The following is a 16,804-nucleotide window of genomic DNA, read 5'->3' as shown; positions in this document are numbered from 1 at the left end:
CCGCGCGTCAGGCGCGCGGCTTCTCGCGCATCTCGAAGGTCTCGATGGTGTCGCCGACCTGAATGTTGTTGTAACCAGTCAGGGTCAGACCACACTCGAAGCCCTCGCGCACCTCGGTCGCGTCGTCCTTGAACCGCTTGAGCGAGCTGATCGTGAGGTTGTCCGCCACAACCGCCCCATCGCGGATGAGCCGCGCCTTGGCGTTGCGCCGGATGAGCCCCGACCGGACGATACAACCGGCGATGTTGCCGATCTTGGAGGAGCGGAACACGTCGCGGATCTCCGCGGTGCCCAGCTCGACCTCTTCGTACTCCGGCTTGAGCAGCCCCTTGAGCGCCGCCTCGATCTCCTCGATGGCCTGGTAGATGACCGTGTAGTACCGGATCTCCACGCCCTCGCGATCGGCGATCTCCCGGACCTTGTTGGCGGCCCGGACGTTGAAGCCGATGATCGTGACCGCCTCGGACGAGGCACTGGCCAGCATGACGTCGCTCTCGGTGATCGCACCGACGCCCCGGTGGATGATCCTGAGCTGGACCTCCTCGGGGATGTCGAGCTTGAACAGCGCGTCCTCGAGAGCCTCCACGGAACCGGACCCATCGCCCTTGAGCACCAGGTTGAGCGAGGTCTTCTCGCCCTCCTTGAGCTGCTCCATGAGGGTTTCGAGGGTGGCCCGGCCACGGGAGTTGGCGAAGCTCGCCGCCCGTCGCCGCGCCTGCCGCTGCTCGGCGATCTGGCGCACCGTGCGGTCGTCCTCGGCCGCCAGGAAGGTGTCACCCGCCCCGGGAACCGCGGTCAGACCGAGCACCATGACCGGACGCGCCGGACCGGCCTCGCTCACCTGCTTGCCGTTCTCGTCGAGCATCGCCCGGACCCGTCCGTGCGCCCCGCCGGCGACGATCGAGTCGCCGGCCCGCAGGGTGCCCTTCTGGACCAGTACGGTGGCCACCGCGCCGCGACCCTTGTCCAGGTGTGCCTCGATGGCGACACCCTGCGCGGGGCCGTCGATCGGAGCGGTCAGCTCCAGCGACGCGTCGGCGGTCAGCAGGATCGCCTCCAGCAGTTCCTCGATGCCGATCCCGGGCTTGGCCGCCACGTTCACGAACATCGTGTCGCCGCCGTACTCCTCGGCGACCAGACCGTACTCGGTCAGCTGCTGGCGGACCTTGTCCGGATTGGCCTCCGGCTTGTCGATCTTGTTGACCGCCACCACGATCGGCACATCGGCCGCCTTGGCGTGGTTGAGCGCCTCGATCGTCTGCGGCATGACGCCGTCGTCGGCGGCGACCACAAGCACCACGATGTCGGTGACCTGCGCACCACGGGCCCGCATGGCGGTGAACGCCTCGTGACCCGGGGTGTCGATGACGGTGAGCGCCCGGTCCTCGCCCTCGTGCGGCACGTGCACCTGGTACGCACCGATGTGCTGGGTGATGCCGCCGGCCTCGCCCTCGACCACGTTCGCCTTCCGGATCGCGTCGAGGAGCTTGGTCTTACCGTGGTCGACGTGACCCATCACGGTCACCACCGGCGGTCGGCTGACCAGTCGGTCGGAAGCCACCTCGGCGTTGAGGTCGATGTTGAACTGCGCGAGCAGTTCGCGGTCCTCGTCCTCCGGGCTGACGATCTGCACGTCGAAGCCGAGGTGCTCACCCAGCAGCAGCAGGGTCTCGTCGGAGCAGGACTGGGTAGCGGTGACCATCTCGCCCAGGTTGAACATCTCCTGGACCAGCGAACCGGGGTTCGCGTTGATCCTGTCGGCGAAGTCGGAGAGCGACGCGCCGCGCGACAGCCGGACAACCTGCCCCTGACCCCGGGGAGCACCCGAGCTCATGGTCGGCGCCGACAGGTTGTCGAACTCCTGTCTGCGCTGCTTCTTGGACTTGCGGCCACGCGTCGGCCGGCCGCCCGGACGCCCGAAGGCACCGGCGGCACCGCCACCGCGACCACGGCCACCGCCACCGGGACGGCCGCCACCACCGGCGGGCGCACCCGGCCGGAAGCCGCCGCCACCACCGCCGCCGGGACCGCCGCGGTAACCACCGCCGCCGCCACCACCGCCGGGACCGCCGCGGTAACCACCGCCGCCGCCACCGCCACCGGGACCGCCGCGGTAACCACCGCCGCCGCCACCGCCACCGGGACGACCGGCGCCACCACCCGGGCGACCGGCGCCGCCGGGTCCGCCACCGGGACGACCCGGCCGCTGGCTCGGCATCGACGCCGGGCTCGGCCGCGGCGGCATCGACGCCGGGCTCGGCCGCGGCGGCATGTTCGCCGGGTTGTTGGGCCGCGGGCCACCGGGCGCCGACGGCCGCTGACCACCGGCGGCCGCCGGGCGTTGCCCACCGGGCGCCGACGGCCGCTGACCACCGGAGCTGATGCCGAACGGGTTGTTGCCGCCACGGGCGGGCGGACGACCACCCGGACGCGGCGCGCCCTGACCGCCACCCGCCGGGCCTGGCCGGTTGGCCGGCGCGCCGGGACGCGGCATGCCCGAGGGACTCGGCTTGGGACGCGGCGCGCCACCGTCGGTCGGAGGCTCCCGCCGAACGGTCTCGCGCTGCTGCTGCCGGGCGGCCTGGGCCGCCTTGACGGCCGCCTCCTGCTCCGCCTTCAGGGCCGCGGCGCGTGCCTCGGCCGCCGCCACCTCGATGTCGTGCGCGCTCGCCGGCTTCGCCACCGGAGTCGCCGGCGGCGGTCCCGGCACCGGACCCTTGGGTCGCGCCGTCGGGGTCGGTGGGGCCGGAGCCGCGGCCGGTCGCCGCGGCGGGGTCGGCCTCGCCGCGACGCGCGGGTCACTGGGACCGGGACGCGGGGCGCTCGTCGGGGGCGCCGGCGGGGCCGCCGGGGCCGGGGTCGGCGCGGCCGCCGGCGCGTTGCCGGCGACGAACGCGTTGCGCAACCGTCGGGCGACGGGCGCCTCGACGGTGCTGGACGCTGACTTGACGAACTCGCCCATCTCCTTGAGCTTGGCGAGAACGGTCTTGCTCTCGACCCCGAGCTCTTTTGCCAGCTCGTGTACGCGGGCCTTGCCTGCCACTGCACTCCTCACTCCGAGGCCGTGCGGGCAGCACCCGCAGCGACCTCACTCGTGCACTTGAAGCCTGGTCATTTCAGGGACTTCATCGTGTGCTCATGTTGGTCGTCCTACCTTGCTTGCGACCCTCGACCCGGTCGGGCTGACCGGACGTAGGGAGTGACGCATCGATGTACTCGGCGAGCACGTCGGTGTCGAGTTGCCCACCGACTCGCAACGCCCGCCCGAAGGCGCGGCGCCGCTGCGCTAGCGCGAGACAAGCCGGATCCGGGTGCACGTGTGCGCCCCGACCCGGCAGCCTGCGGCCCGGATCGGGTCGGAGGCTGTAACCAGTCTCGTCGCCGACCGCCACGATCCGCAACACCTGATGGACCGGCGAACGTTGCCGGCAGCCCACGCAGGTGCGTACCGGGGTCGTCCGTCGTACCACTGAGAAAGTTTACCCCTAGCCGCCCGAGATCGCTCCGCCCGGTTCCGGTACGTGATCAGCATTGCTCCGCGGACCGGGAGACGGCGCCCCGCCCTCCGGCTCGTTGTCCGGCCTGATGTCGATCCGCCAACCCGTCAGTCGGGCGGCAAGGCGGGCGTTCTGCCCTTCGCGGCCAATCGCCAGGGAGAGTTGGAAATCCGGCACGGTGACCCGGGCGGTGCGGGTGGCCGCGTCGATGACCTCGACGCGCAGCGCCTTGGCCGGGGAGAGCGCGTTACCGACGAATGTGGCCGGATCCTCCGACCAGTCGATAATGTCGATTTTCTCACCATGCAGCTCACTCATCACCGCCCGGACCCGCTGACCCATCGGTCCGATGCAGGCCCCCTTGGCGTTCACCCCGGAGACGGTCGACCGTACCGCGATCTTGGTGCGGTGTCCGGCTTCCCGGGCGATCGCCGCGATCTCCACGGTACCGTCGGCGATCTCCGGCACCTCCAGCGCGAAAAGCTTCTTCACGAGGTTGGGGTGCGACCGGGACAGCGTGATCTGCGGGCCGCGGAAGGTCTTGGCGACGTGCACCACCACGCACCGCAGCCGCTGCCCGTGCGGGTAGCTCTCCCCCGGCACCTGCTCGGCCTGGGGCAGCACCGCCTCCACCTTGCCCAGGTCGACGCTGATAATGCCCTTCTCGCTGCGCGCCTCGTGCGCCTGGACGACGCCGGTGACCAGGTCACCGTCGCGGCCGACGTACTCGCCGAAATGGGCCTCGTCGGTGGCCTCCCGCAGCCGTTGCAGGATGACCTGCTTAGCCGTCATCGCCGCGATCCGGCCGAAGTCGTGCGGCGTGTCGTCCCACTCCCGGACGACGGTCCCCTCGTCGTCCAGTTCCTGGGCGTACACCAGGGCGGCACCGGTCTTCCGGTCGATCTCCACCCGGGCGTGCGACTCCGCGCCCTCGGTGTGCCGGTAAGCGGTAAGCAACGCGGTCTCGATCGCCGCGAGGATCGTGTCGAACGGGATCTCCCGCTCGCGCTCCAGGGCGCGCAGCGCCGCGAGGTCGATGTTCACCTCTCCTCGTCCTCCACATCCTCATCCTCGTCGGCCCCCCGGCCGACCAGCTCGTCATCATCGTCAGCCGCCGGACCGACCAGTTCGTCGTCGTCGACGGTCGAATCGTCCTCGGTTGTCTCGTCCTCGTCGAGCCGGGTGAACTCCACCTGCACCCGCCCGGCGCCCAGCTCCGGATAGGTCCACCGGGCCCGCTCACCGGACAGGTCGAACTCCACCCCGTCCTCGTCCGCCGCGAGCACCCGGCCGGTCACCTGTCGCTCGGTGGCCGGCACCGCGCCGGCCCGGGGCTCTGCGTCGCGCTGTGCCGGCGCCCCGGCGGTGACCTTCGCGGTCACCTTCACCAACCGGCCGACGTTGCGGCGCCAGTGCCGGGGCAGGGTGAGCGGGCGGTCCACGCCCGGGGAGCTGACCTCCAGCTGGTATTCCCCGGCGACCAGGTCGCCACCGGTCTCCTCGGCCCGGTCCAGCGCCTTGGAGACGCTGCGGGACACGTCCGCGACGGCGTCCAGGCTGACTCCCGCGTCACCGTCGACAATGACCCGCACGACGTGTCGCCGGCCGGCCCGCGACACCGACAGGTCCTCCAGGTCGTAGCCGGCATCCGCGATCACCGGCTCGATCACGGCCCGCAACCGCTGCCGGCGGGCGGAGAGATCGCCACGCGGTCGGTCCCCGCTCCGCGGGCCGGCCGTGGACCGACCGGACGCGCGACCACGCTGCGTCATCTCGACACCCCTCCTGATCTCCCGCCCACCTTGCGGCGACCAAAGCAGCACGCCCCCGGGCTGAATCGCGCCCGGCGGCTGCGCAGAGCGTAACGCGCGGAGCCGGTGCCGGCCCGGTCGGCGCACCGACTCGTCGTCGCCGGTCGGATCGGAGGCCCACCGTGGCTGATCGAGGCTCTCGTCGCGGTTCGGCCGGCTCCGTGGCGCAGCTTCGATCACGACGATCGGAGAGGCAGCCCCCCGCGGCCAGTGGCGGATGGTGTTGACTGGCTGGGTGCGCGTGGACGAGACAGCCCGGACGGACGATCTGGCCCGCTTCTCCCGACGTCGGGTGCTGCGCGGGGCGGCCTTGCTGGCCCTGACCGTCGGCGCCGGATCGGCGACCGGATGCGGTCTGCTGGACGACGACCCGGCACCCGAGCCGACGCCGGACGCGCTGCTGCCGCTGCTCGCCGAGGCGCTCGACCTGGCCGGACGGCACGAGACGGCCGCCGCGGCGTTCGGCGCCCTCGCCGCCCGGCTTGGCCCGATCGCCGAGACGCACCGCGCGCACGCCGACGAGTTGGCCAGGCTCACCGGGACCCCACCGCCGAGCGGCGGTCCGAGCGGGACGCCCACCCCGGCACCGCCAGCCGGCTCCGCCGCCGCGGCCCTCGCCGACCTGCGGGCCGCCGAGCAGCGGGCCCGTTCCACGGCGGCGGAGGCGTGCCTGGCCGCGCCGGCGGACCGGGCGGCTCTGGTCGGCTCGATCGCCGCCGCGCGCGCCTGCCACGCGGAGGTGCTGCGGTGAGCGAGCAGATGGCGGCGGCACTCGCCGCCGAGCAGGCGGCCATCTTCGCGTACGGGATACTCGGGGTACGGCTGACCGGGTCGCTGGCCAGCGAGGCACGGGCCGCCGAGAAGGTCCACCGGGACCGGCGGGACCAGATCGTGCTGCGGTTGGCCGGGCGGAACGCGACAGCGCCCCCCGCACCGGCCGGCTACGCCCTGCCGTTCCCCGTCACCGACCGGGCGAGCGCGTTGCGGCTGGCGGTGGAGGTGGAGGACCGGACGGCCGCGGTCTGGCGGTCCGCCCTGCCCGCCACCAGCGGGGACGAGCGCCGGCAGGCGCTGGATGGGTTGACCGAGTCCGCCGTCCGGGCCGTCAAGTGGCGCCGGGCCGCCGATTCGGCCCCGCTGACCCTTCCTTACCCCGGCCGCCCGGCTTGACGGCAGCGGCCGCTTCTCCTGCGTTCCGCATGGAAGGGTCCTTCTCGGAGCGCCCGGAAGGACTCCGCGAGTGCCGCCAGTTCGGCACCGCGATCATCTTCGCGTACGACGAGGGTTGCCGCCGGACCTGGCCGGTGCAGGCGCCGTACCCGTTCGCCGTGCCGTGGTCGGTACTCGCGGTCCCTGTGGTGGTGCCGCTGGGCACACCCCCCGCGCGGGAGCCGGGGGTGTGCCGACCGGCATCAGCCGGCACACTGGAGCGCATGTCGCCGCTCGGAAGGTTGGCCCGCCGGCTCGGGCACGAAGGCTGGTTCGCCGCGGCGGCCCGGCTGCTGGTTCCCGCCGACCGGTTCGTCGGCAAGCTCACCCGGGGGCGGGTGCTCGCCCTCGGCCTGATCCCGTCTTTGATCCTCACCACCACCGGCCGTCGCTCCGGCAAGCCACGCAGCAACCCCCTGCTGTACGTGCCGGATGGTGACGCCTACATCGTAGTCGGCTCCAACTGGGGTCAGGCGCATCAGCCCGCGTGGGCGTTGAACCTGCTCGCCGACCCGGCTGCCACGGTCACCGCGAAGGGCGTCGTGGTGCCGGTACGCGCCCGGGTGGCCACGGGTGCCGAGCGGGATCGCCTGTGGCGCAAGCTGGTCGCCGAGTGGCCGCCGTACGAGACGTACGTCCGCCGGGCCGGCGGCAGGGAGATCCGGGTGTTCCGACTGGAGCCGGTGCAGGACGCCCTTGGCGCAGCCAGCCTCGGTGGTGACCGCCCGACGCCGGCCGGCTGACGTGCCGTCCCGGCTCAGCCGACTATGCCGACGCCGATCAGCCGGCCGACCAGATAGGTGACCGCGGTGGCGGCGGCGCCGAGCAGCAGCTGTCGCGTCCCGCTGACCCACCACCTCCGGTTGGTGAACCGGGCCACGACGGCGCCGGCCGTGAACAGGCCGACCCCGCCGACCGCCAGCGCCAACCACAGGCTGGTGAAGCCGACCAGGTAGGTCAGCAGCGGGACCAGCGCACCGATCGAGAAGCAGAGCAGCGAGGAGAACGCGGCGGTCCACGGGCTCGGCTGCTCGTCCGGGTCCACGCCCAGTTCCTCGCGAATGTGGACGCGCAGCGCCTCGTCGGGATTGCTCCGGACCGCGTTCGCCACCTGCTCGGCCAGGTCCCTGGGCAGTCCCCGGCTCACCCAGGCGGCGGCGAGTTCGCGCGCCTCAGCCTCGGGATGGCGTTCCAGTTCCCGGCGCTCCTTGGCGACCTCGGCGGCCAGTTGTTCGTTCGCCGCCTTGACGCTTGTGTACTCGCCGAGACCCATCGAGATCGCGCCGGCCACCAGACCGGCGACGCCAGTCAGCACGATGGTCCTGGGCGCCACCCCACCGCCACCCACCCCGGCGATCAGGGCGATATTGGTGACCAGGCCGTCCATCGCGCCGAACACGGCGGGCCGCAACCATCCACCCGACACGTCCGCGTGGTGCGCCTCGCGCAGCGCCGCCGGCGTCTCGGTCATGGCAGGGTGAGGATCTCGTGACCGTCCTCGGTAACCACGATCGTGTGCTCGAACTGGGCCGTCCACCTGCGGTCCTTCGTGACCACCGTCCAGCCGTCAGCCCAGATGTCGTACTCGTGGGTGCCGAGGGTGATCATCGGCTCGATGGTGAAGGTCATCCCCGGTTCCATCACATCCGTGGGCCGAGGGCTGTCGTAGTGCGGGATGTAGAGCCCGCTGTGGAAGGCCTCCCCGATGCCGTGGCCGGTGAAGTCGCGGACGACGCCGTACCCGAACCGCTTGGCGTACGACTCGATCACCCGGCCGATGACGTTGATCTGCCGTCCCGGAACGACTGCCCGGATCCCGCGCATCATGGCCTCGTGGGTGCGCTCCACCAGCAGGCGGGCCTCCTCGTCGACATCGCCCACGCAGAACGTGGCATCCGTGTCTCCGTGCACCCCGTCGATGTACGCCGTCACGTCGACGTTGACGATGTCGCCGTCGGAGAGCACCGTCGAGTCGGGGATGCCGTGGCAGATCACCTCGTTGAGGCTGGTGCAGCAGGACTTCGGGAAGCCCTTGTAGCCCAGCGTCGACGGGTAGGCGCCGTGGTCGACGAGAAACTCGTGCACCACCCGGTCGATCTCGTCGGTGGTGACGCCGGGCTTGCAGTGCTCCCCGGCGAGCTGGGTCGCCCGCGCCGCGAGCCGGCCGGCGACCCGCATCTTCTCGATCGTCTCCGATGTCTGCACATGCGAGCCACGCCACGGCCGCGGCTGCTTGCGGCCGACGTATTCAGGACGGACGATCTCGGGCGGCACGGCTCGCCACGGGGACAGCGTGCCGGGGGTGAGCGGCGCACGGACGGTCATGGTTCCAGCCTATCGCCGTTGGATGACTGTCCCGCGCCTCGGTGGCCCACGTCGCCAACCGCCTCGTGGCCGGCACCACACCGCCGCCGTGGCCTTGTTGCTCCTCCTGTCAGCCTGTGCCATCGTTGGCCCGTGGATCACGAGGATCCGGACTCCTACTTCGCCGCCACCACCGAGGTGGAAGGCGATCACCTGCGTGTGGTCGTCTCCGGTGAGGTCGACCTGTCCACGGCCGACAGCATGGTGCGGGCCGCCACCCTCGACGGAGCCCGGCGGCTCACCCTCGACCTGCGTACGGTGACGTTCTTCGACTCGGCGGCGGTGCAGGCGGTGGTCCGGCTCGCCGAGCGGTTCCCCAGCCGGCTGGACGTACTGCCGTCCCGTCAGGTACGCCGCGTACTCGACATTTCGGGCCTGGGCGAACAGCCCTGGATCCGCCCCACCTGACCCCCCATCCTCGCGTCGATCTAGGGCAGATGGTCGTGAGTTGATCTCTAATCACGACCATCTGCCCTAGATCGACGGGGTCAGGGGTGGGGGGTGGGGGTGGGGTAACGGGGGTTTAGGGGCGTTGGGTTAGCTGGCGGCGCAGGGTGACCGTGGTGCCGTGGGGGGTGGGGCGCACGGCCAACTCGGCCAGTGCCTCGATCAACGCCAGTCCGCGACCACGGAAGCCGGAACTGGTCGCCTCCCGCCACTGGCCGCTGTCCCGGACGGTGGCCTCCAGCACCCCGTCGGTCAGGGCGAGCGCCACCTCGATGAACGGTTCCCGCGGCGTCCGCGGGTGCTCGATCGCGTTCGCCGCGGCCTCGGACACCGCGACGGTCACGTCGAACCGGTCCGCCTCGTCCACGTCGTGCGCGATGAGGAAGTCCTCCAGCCGGCGGCGCAGTACGGTGAGCCGGGTCGGTTCCGCCGGCAGCCGCAGCGCCAACCGGTCCGGGTCGGCGAGTTCGACGGCGAGCAGGGCTACGTCGTCCCGCCGCCGCCAACCGGCCACCTGGTCGAGCAGCCGGCCGACCAGGTCCTCCACGTGGTCGAACGGCCCACTGGCGGCGGACCGCAGCCACTCGATGCCCCCGTCGATGCCGCTGCGCCGGTCTTCGATCAGGCCATCGGTGTAGAGCAGCAGCCGCGTTCCCGTCTCCAGGCGCACCTCCCGGGTGGAGTACGCCGTCTCCGGCAACGCGCCGATCGGCGGTCCGAGCGCCCGGTCGTACAGGTAGCCGACGCCGCCCTCGGGCGCGATGACAAGCGGCGCCGGGTGGCCGCCGCTGGCGTACCGGATCAGTCCGCGGCCGGGGTCGAGGAACAGGCAGGCGACGGTGGCGAAGGACCTGCGGCCACCCGAGGTGACCAGCCGGTTGAGCCGGCTCAACGCCTGGCCCGGGTCGAAACCCTCCAGCAGGTACGCCCGAAGCGCGTTGCGCAACTGGCCCATCGAGGCCGCAGCCACGACACCCTTGCCCACGACGTCTCCGATGACCATCGCGAGACCGCCCCCTGGTACGACGACCACGTCGTACCAGTCACCCCCCACCTCGATGTCGGCGGTGCCCGGCAGGTAGCGGCTGGCCAGAATCGTCCCCGGCACCCGGGGCAGCGACTCGGGCAGCAGGCTGTGCTGCAGGGTGGTGGCGATCTGGTGCTCGGTCTCGTAGAGCCGCGCGTTCTCCAGCCGCACGCCGACCAGCCGGGCCAACTGGGCCAGCGCCGCGTCCTCGGCATCGGTGTTGCCGCCCGGACGGGACCACACCAGCAGTTCCCCGAGCCGTTCCCCGGCCGTGCCGGTCAGCGGCACCTCGATCGATCCGTCCGCGGGTGACTGGCCGCCGCCGTCCGCCTCGTACCGGGCACCCGGCACGCTGGCCACCACCCGGGCCGCTCGCACCAGTTCCTGGGCGTGCCGGGCGGCGACCCGCAGGACGTCCGCCGTGCTGCGGGCGGTGTTGATCGCCACGGCCGCGTCCGCGAGCCCCCGCATCCGCTGGATGATCTGGCCGCGCAACTGGCCCAACTCGACGTTGGCCCGGACCCGGGCCACCAGTTCCTGCCCAGAGAACGGCTTGACCAGGTAGTCGTCGGCTCCGGCGGCGAGCCCGGCCACCGCGTCGGAGGCACCGGCCCGGGCGGACAGCATGATGATCGGTACGTGCCGGGTGGCCGCCTCGGCCCGCAGCCGCCGGACCAGGCCCACCCCGTCCAGACGGGGCATCATGACGTCGGTCAGCACCAGGTCGAACGGGCTGCGCACGGCGGCCTCGAAGGCCGACACGCCGTCGGCCGCGGTGACCACGTCCCAGTACGGTGACAGCAGGCGGTTCACGTGGTCCCGCAGGTCGGCGTTGTCGTCGACCACGAGCACCCGCCCGGCCACCGAGTCGGTCGTCCGGCCGGCCACCTCCTCGGCGTCCACGTCCGGTTCCGCACCCAGCCACCAGGTGCTCTCCTCCAGGTAGAGGTCGGCTCGCCCCAACTCCGCGGGTGAGCCGTCGCCCACGGCGATCCGCTCCGGTGCCAGGTGGTCCGTGCCCAGCGGGACGGTGACGGTGAACACCGTTCCCCTGTCGAGCCGGCTGTGCACGTCGACCGAGCCGCCATGCAGCTCCGCCAGTTCGCGAACCAGGGCCAGGCCGATGCCGGTCCCCTCGTGGCTGCGGGACCGGGTGCCCGGCACCCGATGGAAGCGGTCGAAGATCTGCGGCAGCTCGACCGGGTCGATGCCCACTCCGGTGTCGGTCACGGTCAACGTCGCCCGGCCGTCGGCGGCCCGCAGCGCGACGGTGATCTCCCCGTCGAAGGTGAACTTCAGTGCGTTCGAGAGCAGGTTGAGAACGATCTTCTCCCACATCTCCCGGTCGACGAACACCGGCGCGGGCAGCGGCGGACAATCGACCCGGAGCCGCAGCCCGGCCCGCTCGGCCGCCGACCGGAAGGTGCTGGCCAGCCGCCGGGTGTAGTCGGCGAGATCGGTGGGTTGATAGCTGGCCGTGGCCCGGCCACTCTCCAGCCGGGAGAAGTCGAGCACCGTGTTGACCAGCTTGAGCAGGCGTACCGCGTTGCGGTGCATCATCGCCAACGGTTGCTCGTATCCCACCGGCAGGTCGGGATCGCCAAGCGCGGTCTCCAACGGGCCGAGGATCAGCGTCAGCGGCGTACGAAACTCGTGGCTGACGTTGGCGAAGAAGTTGGTCTTGGCCTGGTCCAGCGCGGCCAGTTCGGCGGCTCGTGCCCGCTCCTGCTCGTACGCCCGCTGGATGGCGAGCGCGTGCGAGATCTGCCCCGCCACCAGGTCGATGAAGGCCAGGTATTCCGGGGTGAGGGCGAGCCAGACGCTGCTGCCCACCACGAGGGCACCGGCGACGCCCGCGGTGGTGGTGATCGGCACCACCACCGCCCGGTCGTTGGCGTCGTCCGGCACGGTCGACAGGAAGTCGGTGGCCGGCACGGCCCGCGAGGCACCCTCGGCGATCACCTCCGTCAGCGCCACCGGCACGCCGGAATGCAGGTCGGCGGGCCCGACCCGGTCGAGAGCGGCAAGTGTCGGTTCGCCCGACGCCTCGTCACGGAGATAGATCAACGTGTACGGGAGGTCGGCCCGGTGCCGCGCCAGCACCGTGGTCGCCGCCCGGGCCAGCTCGGATCCGCTGCCGAGTCCGGACAGCTCGGAGCCGAGGTCGGCCAGGGCACGCAGCCGGCGCTCACCGATCACCCGGCCGGTGGTCTCGCTGACGATGCAGTAGATCCCACCGACCGTGCCGTCAGCGACCCGGATCGGGTCGTAGGACACGTCGAAGTACGTCTCCTCCAGGAAGCCGTGCCGGTTCAACCGGAACAGGTGGTCGGTGCCGTGGAACGGCCGGCCGGTCCGCCGGATCTCGGCGAAGATCGGTTCGAGGAAGTCCCAGATCTCGGGCCAGAGCTGGCTCGCCGGCTGGCCCAGCGCGGCGGGATGTTTCACCCCGATCACCGGCATGTAGGCGTCGTTGTAGAGGGAGATGTGATCATCTCCCCAGAACAGGACGATCTGGGCGCTGGAGGCGAGCATCATCTCCGCCGACTGGCGAAGCTCGGGCGGCCACGTGGCGGGCGGACCCAACGCACTACCGGTCCAGTCGCGGTCGCGCAGCCGGCCGCCCATTTCGCCACCGGCGACGAACGCGGCGACGAGCCCGACCGGCACCGGCAAGCCGGCATCGGTGGGCGGATCGCTGTCGCTGGCCCTGCGGGCCGAATCCATGGAGCCTCCTGCGCGGACGGTGCCACCGGCGGCCGGCGCGACCCGTCCGTCGTGCGCCCCCTCCTACCCTGACCGCGCCGGAATTTAACCCCTCCAGGAAGAGCCCTAATCAACGCACAGCGGCAGCGAGGGCTCTTACTTCACAATGGGGTCACGTAGGCACCGGTGATTCCGCCGTCGACCACGAACTGGCTCGCGGTCATGAAGGACGAGTCGTCGCTGGCCAGGAAGGCCACCGCGGCGGCGATCTCAGCCGGCCGACCGAACCGACCCATGGGTACGTGCACCAGCCGGCGGGCGGCCCGCTCGGGATCCTTGGCGAACAGGTCGGTGAGCAGCGGCGTGGCGATCGGACCCGGACACAGCGCGTTGACCCGGATCCCCTGGCGGGCGAACTGGACGCCCAGCTCCCGGGTCATCGCGAGCACCCCACCCTTGCTCGCCGTGTACGCGATCTGCGAGGTGGCCGCCCCCATCAGCGCCACGAACGAGGCCGTGTTGATGATCGAACCGCCGCCGCCGCGGAGCATGTGCGGAATGACGTACCGGCAGCACAGGTAGACGCTCGTGGTGTTGACCCGGAGCACCCGCTCCCAGGCGTCCAGCTCCGTGTCCAGGATCGAGTCGTCCTCCGGCGGGGAGATGCCGGCGTTGTTGAAGGCGACGTCGATCCGCCCGTGCCGCGCGGCCACCCCGTCGAACAGGTCCCGCACCGCGGCCTCGTCGGTCACGTCGCAGGCGACGAACTCGCCCCCCACCTCCTCGGCCGCCGCCCGGCCGGCCTCGACCGCCACGTCGACGCAGACCACCCGGGCGCCCTCGACGGCCAGCCGGCGGGCGGTCGCCAGCCCGATGCCGCTGCCCGCCCCGGTGACCACGGCCACCCGGTCCGCCAACCGATCCCGCACCTCTACTCCTCCGTGGCGATGAAGACGTTCTTGACGTCGGTGAACGCGTGCAGCGCGTCCGGTCCCAGCTCGCGGCCGAACCCGGACCGCTTCATCCCGCCGAACGGCGTCCAGTAGCGCACCGACGAGTGCGAGTTGACGCTCAGCATGCCCGATTCGACCGCGCGGGCCACCCGCAAGGCTCGGCCCACGTCCCGGGTCCAGATCGAGCCGGAGAGGCCGTACTCGGTGTCGTTGGCCAACGCCACGGCCTGCGCCTCGTCGTCGAAGGGCAGCACCGACACCACCGGACCGAAGATCTCCTCGCGCCAGTGCCGGTCGGCGGTCGAATCGGCCAGCAGCACCGTCGGGGCGTACCAGAAGCCGGGCCCGTCGGGGCAGCTTCCGGTGTACGCGACGCGGGCGCCGGCCACCCGCTCCGCGACCGCCGCCCGTCGCGCCGCGGAGATCAACGGTCCCATCTCGGCGGACTCCCGGGCCGGGTCCTCCACCCGGAACGCCCGCACCGCGGGCTCCAGCAGCTCCAGGAAGCGGTCGTGGACCGAGCGCTCGACCAGGATCCGGGACCGGGCGCAGCAGTCCTGGCCGGCGTTGTCGAACACCGCGTACGGCGCGCTGGCAGCCGCCCGCTCCAGGTCGGCGTCCGCGAAGACCAGGTTCGCGCTCTTCCCGCCCAGCTCCAGGGTGACCCGCTTCACCTGGTCGGCGCAGCCCGCCATGATCCGGGTGCCGACCTCGGTGGACCCGGTGAAACACACCTTCCGCACCGCCGGATGCTCGACGAAGCGGCGGCCCACCACGTCACCGGCGCCCGGCAGCACGGTGAACACGTCCGGCGGCAACCCGGCCTCAACCGCCAGTTCGGCGAGCCGGATGGCCGTCAGCGGAGTGCGCTCGGCGGGCTTGAGCACCACCGTGTTGCCGGCGGCCAACGCCGGGGCGAACCCCCAGGCGGCGATCGGCATCGGGAAGTTCCACGGCACGATCACCCCGACCACGCCGAGCGGCTCGTGGAAGGTGACATCCAGCCCGCCGGACACCGGGATCTGCCGCCCGGTCAGGCGTTCCGGCGCACCCGCGTAATAGTCCAGCACGTCGCGGACGTTGCCAGCCTCCCAGCGGGCGTTGCCGATGGTGTGCCCGCTGTTGCGTACCTCCAGGGTGGCCAGCTCCTCGCGGTGCTCGTCCACCACGGCGGCGAACCGGCGCAGCAGCCGGGCCCGGTCGCCCGGCGCCACCTCCCGCCACGCCGGGTAGGCGGTGGCGGCCCGGTCGATCGCGGCGTCGGCCCCATCGGCGGTGGTGGCCGGCACCGTGGCGAGCAGCTCGCCGGTGGCCGGGTTCAGGATCTCGGTGCCACCGGCCGGTCCGCCGCCTCCCCGCTCAGAGGCGTTCGAAGCCACGAACCAGTTCCCAGTCGGTGACCGCCGCGTCGAACGCGGCCAGCTCGACCCGCGCGTTGTTGGCGTAGTGCTCCGCCACCTCGTCGCCGAACGCGGCCGGCACCAGCGGCGACTCCGTCCAGCTGGTCAGTGCCTCGCGCAGCGTCGCCGGCACCCGGGGCGCCTCCGGGTCGGTGTAGGCGTTGCCCGCGCACTCCGGCTCCAGGTCAAGTTCCTCCTCGATGCCCCGCACGGCGCCGGCCACCAGGGCGGCGAGCGCCAGGTACGGGTTGACGTCCGCACCCGGCACCCGGTTCTCCACCCGGGTGCTGGCCCCGTGCCCCACCACCCGCAACGCGCAGGTGCGGTTGTCGATGCCCCAGCGCAGTGCGGTCGGCGCGAACGATCCGGGCTGGTAGCGCTTGTACGAGTTGACGTTCGGCGCCGAGAACAGGCTGAACTCGCGCATGGTGGCGAGCAGTCCGGCCAGCACCCGCTGACCGGTGGTCGACAGTCCGCCCGGCCCGTCGCCCGCCATGGCCGACTCCCCGTCAGCGGTACGCAGCGAGAAGTGGATGTGGCAGGAGTTGCCCTCGCGTTCGTTCGGCTTGGCCATGAACGTGATCGACATGCCCTCCTGGGCGGCGATCTCCTTGGCCCCGTTCTTGTAGATGACGTGGTTGTCGGCGCTGGTCACCGCGTCGTCGTAGCGGAACCCGATCTCGTGCTGGCCGAGGTTGCACTCGCCCTTGGCGCTCTCCGGGGTGAGGCCGGCGCCGGCCATCTCGACCCGGATCCGGCGCAGCAGCGGCTCCACCCGAGCGGTGCCGAGCAGCGAGTAGTCCACGTTGTACAGGTTGCTGGGGGTGAGGTCGCGGTAGCCACGCCGCTGAGCGTCCTCGTACGAGTCGCGGTAGAGCACGAACTCCAGCTCGGTGCCCGCGTACGCGGTGAGGCCGTGCCGGGCGAGCCGGTCGAGTTGGCCGCGGAGGATCTGCCGGGGCGAGGCGGCGACCGGACCGGAGCCGTCCAGCCATTCCAGGTCGGCCAGTAGCAGCGCGCTGCCCGGCTGCCACGGCACCCGGCGCAGGGTCGCCAGGTCGGGGCGCATGGCGAAGTCGCCGTAGCCGCGTTCCCAGCTCGACATCGGATAACCGTCGACCGTGTTCATGTCGACGTCGACGGCGAGCAGGTAGTTGCACCCCTCGGCGCCGTTGCGGACCACCTCGTCGAGGAAGAACGGCGCGTGGAACCGCTTGCCCTGCAATCGGCCCTGCATGTCGGTAAGCGCGAGGACCACCGTGTCAATCTCTCCGGCGGCCACTGCGACCCGTAGTTCCTCCATGCTCAGCGGCGGGCCGGCCGCGGGCATGGTCATCGGCGCTTTCCCATGCAGCAGGTCTACCCGCCGGTTCGGGGCCCGTCAATCCCG

Annotated in this window: 14 protein-coding genes; 4 read left to right on the top strand and 10 right to left on the bottom strand. The window is 71.9% G+C overall.

The genetic code is table 11. The features are described 5' to 3' along the window. Positions 1 to 7 precede the first annotated feature (7 nt). From infB to rimP, 4 genes are all read right to left on the bottom strand, one after another. Positions 8 to 3,043, bottom strand: coding sequence for a translation initiation factor IF-2 (infB, locus tag ACFQUZ_RS28075; protein WP_377447525.1), 3,036 nt, complete (start codon positions 3,041 to 3,043; stop codon positions 8 to 10). Between the two features lie 82 nt (positions 3,044 to 3,125). Then, entirely contained in the window at positions 3,126 to 3,392 is a 267-nt protein-coding gene (locus ACFQUZ_RS28070) for a YlxR family protein (protein ID WP_377447558.1), read from the bottom strand. Positions 3,393 to 3,485: 93 nt separating this feature from the next. Continuing rightward, positions 3,486 to 4,541 carry a transcription termination factor NusA gene (gene nusA, locus ACFQUZ_RS28065; protein ID WP_377447523.1) on the bottom strand — a complete coding sequence of 352 codons (1,056 nt, stop codon included), beginning with the start codon at positions 4,539 to 4,541 and terminating at the stop codon, positions 3,486 to 3,488. Then, complete coding sequence (rimP, locus tag ACFQUZ_RS28060) at positions 4,538 to 5,269, bottom strand: ribosome maturation factor RimP (protein WP_377447521.1); 732 nt, start codon at positions 5,267 to 5,269, stop codon at positions 4,538 to 4,540. Before rimP ends, nusA begins: the two co-directional genes overlap by 4 nt. A gap of 280 nt (positions 5,270 to 5,549) precedes the next feature. Here rimP and ACFQUZ_RS28055 point away from each other — a divergent pair, with 280 nt between their 5' ends. From ACFQUZ_RS28055 to ACFQUZ_RS28045, 3 genes are all read left to right on the top strand, one after another. Beyond that, complete coding sequence (locus tag ACFQUZ_RS28055; protein ID WP_377447519.1) at positions 5,550 to 6,059, top strand: hypothetical protein; 510 nt, start codon at positions 5,550 to 5,552, stop codon at positions 6,057 to 6,059. Between the two features lie 8 nt (positions 6,060 to 6,067). After that, the gene (locus tag ACFQUZ_RS28050; RefSeq protein WP_377447556.1) at positions 6,068 to 6,478 is read left to right on the top strand and encodes a ferritin-like domain-containing protein; all 411 of its coding nucleotides are present in this window, start codon (positions 6,068 to 6,070) and stop codon (positions 6,476 to 6,478) included. A 263-nt stretch (positions 6,479 to 6,741) separates the two neighbouring features. Then, positions 6,742 to 7,260 carry a nitroreductase family deazaflavin-dependent oxidoreductase gene (locus tag ACFQUZ_RS28045; RefSeq protein WP_377447555.1) on the top strand — a complete coding sequence of 173 codons (519 nt, stop codon included), beginning with the start codon at positions 6,742 to 6,744 and terminating at the stop codon, positions 7,258 to 7,260. 14 nt (positions 7,261 to 7,274) lie between these two features. Here ACFQUZ_RS28045 and ACFQUZ_RS28040 read toward each other — a convergent pair whose 3' ends face one another. After that, a complete protein-coding gene (locus tag ACFQUZ_RS28040) occupies positions 7,275 to 7,988 on the bottom strand; it encodes a VIT1/CCC1 transporter family protein (protein ID WP_377447517.1) in 714 nt (237 codons plus the stop codon). Next, positions 7,985 to 8,842: a type I methionyl aminopeptidase gene (map, locus tag ACFQUZ_RS28035; protein ID WP_377447515.1), complete on the bottom strand. Its 858-nt coding sequence runs from the start codon at positions 8,840 to 8,842 to the stop codon at positions 7,985 to 7,987. The genes ACFQUZ_RS28040 and map overlap by 4 nt, the downstream gene beginning before the upstream one ends. A gap of 132 nt (positions 8,843 to 8,974) precedes the next feature. Between map and ACFQUZ_RS28030 the strand changes: the two genes are divergently transcribed. Beyond that, positions 8,975 to 9,289, top strand: coding sequence for an STAS domain-containing protein (locus ACFQUZ_RS28030; protein WP_377447513.1), 315 nt, complete (start codon positions 8,975 to 8,977; stop codon positions 9,287 to 9,289). A gap of 115 nt (positions 9,290 to 9,404) precedes the next feature. Here ACFQUZ_RS28030 and ACFQUZ_RS28025 read toward each other — a convergent pair whose 3' ends face one another. From ACFQUZ_RS28025 to ACFQUZ_RS28010, 4 genes are all read right to left on the bottom strand, one after another. Further along, a complete protein-coding gene (locus tag ACFQUZ_RS28025) occupies positions 9,405 to 13,082 on the bottom strand; it encodes a SpoIIE family protein phosphatase (protein WP_377447511.1) in 3,678 nt (1,225 codons plus the stop codon). A gap of 140 nt (positions 13,083 to 13,222) precedes the next feature. Next, positions 13,223 to 13,990, bottom strand: a complete 768-nt coding sequence (locus ACFQUZ_RS28020) for a 3-oxoacyl-ACP reductase (protein ID WP_377447509.1) — start codon at positions 13,988 to 13,990, stop codon at positions 13,223 to 13,225. A 2-nt stretch (positions 13,991 to 13,992) separates the two neighbouring features. Next, a complete protein-coding gene (locus ACFQUZ_RS28015) occupies positions 13,993 to 15,336 on the bottom strand; it encodes an aldehyde dehydrogenase family protein (RefSeq protein ID WP_377447553.1) in 1,344 nt (447 codons plus the stop codon). Positions 15,337 to 15,373: 37 nt separating this feature from the next. Then, complete coding sequence (locus tag ACFQUZ_RS28010; protein WP_377447507.1) at positions 15,374 to 16,750, bottom strand: glutamine synthetase family protein; 1,377 nt, start codon at positions 16,748 to 16,750, stop codon at positions 15,374 to 15,376. Positions 16,751 to 16,804: the final 54 nt, after the last annotated feature.

It is taken from the genome of Plantactinospora sp. GCM10030261 (genome assembly GCF_042666615.1).
Taxonomy (GTDB): domain Bacteria; phylum Actinomycetota; class Actinomycetes; order Mycobacteriales; family Micromonosporaceae; genus KBS50.
The sequence above is the reverse complement of the archived record's forward strand: the minus strand, read 5'-3'. Positions and strand labels throughout refer to the sequence as shown.

Excerpts from the sequence above, each read along its gene's own strand:
- rimP (WP_377447521.1), bottom strand. The coding sequence starts at position 5,269 with ATGACGCAGCGTGGTCGCGCGTCCGGTCGGTCCACGGCCGGCCCGCGG.
- ACFQUZ_RS28050 (WP_377447556.1), top strand. The coding sequence starts at position 6,068 with ATGGCGGCGGCACTCGCCGCCGAGCAGGCGGCCATCTTCGCGTACGGG.
- ACFQUZ_RS28045 (WP_377447555.1), top strand. The coding sequence starts at position 6,742 with ATGTCGCCGCTCGGAAGGTTGGCCCGCCGGCTCGGGCACGAAGGCTGG.
- ACFQUZ_RS28040 (WP_377447517.1), bottom strand. The coding sequence starts at position 7,988 with ATGACCGAGACGCCGGCGGCGCTGCGCGAGGCGCACCACGCGGACGTG.
- map (WP_377447515.1), bottom strand. The coding sequence starts at position 8,842 with ATGACCGTCCGTGCGCCGCTCACCCCCGGCACGCTGTCCCCGTGGCGA.
- ACFQUZ_RS28025 (WP_377447511.1), bottom strand. The coding sequence starts at position 13,082 with ATGGATTCGGCCCGCAGGGCCAGCGACAGCGATCCGCCCACCGATGCC.
- ACFQUZ_RS28010 (WP_377447507.1), bottom strand. The coding sequence starts at position 16,750 with ATGACCATGCCCGCGGCCGGCCCGCCGCTGAGCATGGAGGAACTACGG.